Below are 1715 nucleotides of genomic sequence, written 5' to 3'. Positions count from 1 at the left end.
CCGCCGAGGACTCCCCCGCCTCCGACACCACCGGCACCCTGCCCCGGTTCGGCGAGAGCGGGCTGCCCAAGCGCCCCCGCGGCCGTACCCTCGCCGCCGCCGAGGCCCGCGCCGCCGCCCACACCGACGACGCCGCGGCCTCCCGGCCCCGCACCTCCGACCCCAAGGAACAGGCAGCCCGCTTCAGCAGCTTCCGCCAGGCTGTTCGGGCCAATTCCCCGCACCCGGAAGAAGGCAACACCCGATGACCGCGACCACCGACGAGAAGCTCAACTGGCTGCTGGAGGGGCTCCTGGAGCGCACCCCCGGCACTCGTCATGCCCTCGTCCTTTCCAGGGACGGGCTCAAGCTGTGCCGTACCCCGGAGCTCTCCGTCGACCAGGCAGACCAGCTGGCCGCGATCTCGGCCGGAATCCAGAGCCTCTCGCACGGCGCGTCCGTCGAGTTCGGTGACGGCACCGGCGGCGTACGGTCCGCGATGGCCGAGTTCTACGGCGGCGTGCTGTTCATCGTCGAGGCGGGCGCGGGCGCCCATCTCGCGGTCGTCGCCTCCGAGGACTCCGACGTCGGCCTCATCGGCCACAACATGAGCGAGCTCGTCGAACAGCTCGGCGAGCACCTCAGTGCCCCGCCGCGCTCCCCCTCGGCCTCCGAGGTCATCGCTGCCGACGCGAACGCGGCCGTATGACCCGCCCCCGCCGCCCCGGCCGGGACGACGATCCGGACCGGCTGTACACCCTCACCGGAGGGCGCAGCCGGTCCGACTCGGACGCGTTCGACCTGGTGACGCTGGTGGTGTCCGAGTGCGAGCCGGCCCCCGGCATGCAGTCGGAGCACGCCACGATCCTGCGGATGTGCCAACTGCCCACCGCGGTCGTGGAGATCTCGGCGGCCCTCGGCCTGCCCGTCAGCATCGTCCGGATCATGCTGTCCGATCTCCTGGACACCGGACGGATCAGCGCCCGTCACCCCCGTACTGCCCGTGTCGCGGACCGGCTCCCCGACCCCGACATCCTGGAACAGGTGCTCGTTGGACTCCGCAACCTCTGACCGTGCCGCCCTGCAGGCGACGGCCGACAACGGACTGAAGATCGTCGTCGTCGGCGGCTTCGGCGTCGGCAAGACCACCATGGTCCGCTCCGTCAGCGAGATCCGTCCGCTGAACACCGAAGAGACCATGACCCGCGCGGGCGAGGCCGTCGACCACCTCGACGGCGTGCAGTCGAAGACGTCCACCACCGTCGCCTTCGACTTCGGCCGGATCTCGCTCGACGAACGCTCGGTGCTGTACCTCTTCGGCGCCCCCGGCCAGGAGCGGTTCTGGTTCCTGTGGGACCGGCTGTTCTCCGGCACGCTCGGCGCCGTCGTGCTCGTCGACACCCGCAGGCTCGCCGACTCCTGGTACGCGATCGACCGGCTGGAGCACCACGGCACGCCGTTCATCGTGGCGTGCAACGACTTCGGCGGCCCGCTCCACACCGAGCAGCAGATACGCGAGGCGCTCGCCCTCTCGGACGACGTGCCACTGGTGGAATGCGACGCCCGGGACCGTTCGTCCAGCAAGTACGTACTGATCACGCTGGTCGAGTACCTCCACGCCCTCTCGCAGCGCGGGGCCGGTGCCCGGTCCGGCGCCCTCGACACCGACCCGTCCGCCGCCACCCGTACGGGGCTCGCGCCGGCGAAGACCCCGGAGCCCACCCCGTGACCCAGCC

The 1715-nt window shown here is 71.5% G+C and carries 3 protein-coding genes and 1 pseudogene; all 4 read left to right on the top strand.

Going from position 1 to position 1715, the window contains the following annotated elements; genetic code table 11:
- Positions 1-248: pseudogene (locus AADR41_RS42000) on the top strand (ATP-binding protein); the annotation flags it as partial.
- Positions 245-688 (top strand): roadblock/LC7 domain-containing protein, encoded by a 444-nt coding sequence (locus tag AADR41_RS41995; RefSeq protein ID WP_342287726.1) that lies wholly within the window; start codon positions 245-247, stop codon positions 686-688. The pseudogene AADR41_RS42000 and the gene AADR41_RS41995, both read left to right, overlap by 4 nt.
- A complete protein-coding gene (locus AADR41_RS41990; protein WP_093540383.1) occupies positions 685-1050 on the top strand; it encodes a DUF742 domain-containing protein in 366 nt (121 codons plus the stop codon). The genes AADR41_RS41995 and AADR41_RS41990 overlap by 4 nt, the downstream gene beginning before the upstream one ends.
- A complete protein-coding gene (locus AADR41_RS41985) occupies positions 1031-1708 on the top strand; it encodes a GTP-binding protein (RefSeq protein ID WP_342287725.1) in 678 nt (225 codons plus the stop codon). Before AADR41_RS41990 ends, AADR41_RS41985 begins: the two co-directional genes overlap by 20 nt.
- Positions 1709-1715 lie beyond the last annotated feature (7 nt).

This window comes from Streptomyces sp. CLV115 (genome assembly GCF_038448545.1).
In the GTDB taxonomy this organism is placed as follows: Bacteria; Actinomycetota; Actinomycetes; order Streptomycetales; family Streptomycetaceae; genus Streptomyces; species Streptomyces sanglieri.
This window is presented reverse-complemented; position numbering and strand designations above follow the sequence as displayed.

Excerpts from the sequence above, each read along its gene's own strand:
- AADR41_RS41990 (WP_093540383.1), top strand. The coding sequence starts at position 685 with ATGACCCGCCCCCGCCGCCCCGGCCGGGACGACGATCCGGACCGGCTG.
- AADR41_RS41995 (WP_342287726.1), top strand. The coding sequence starts at position 245 with ATGACCGCGACCACCGACGAGAAGCTCAACTGGCTGCTGGAGGGGCTC.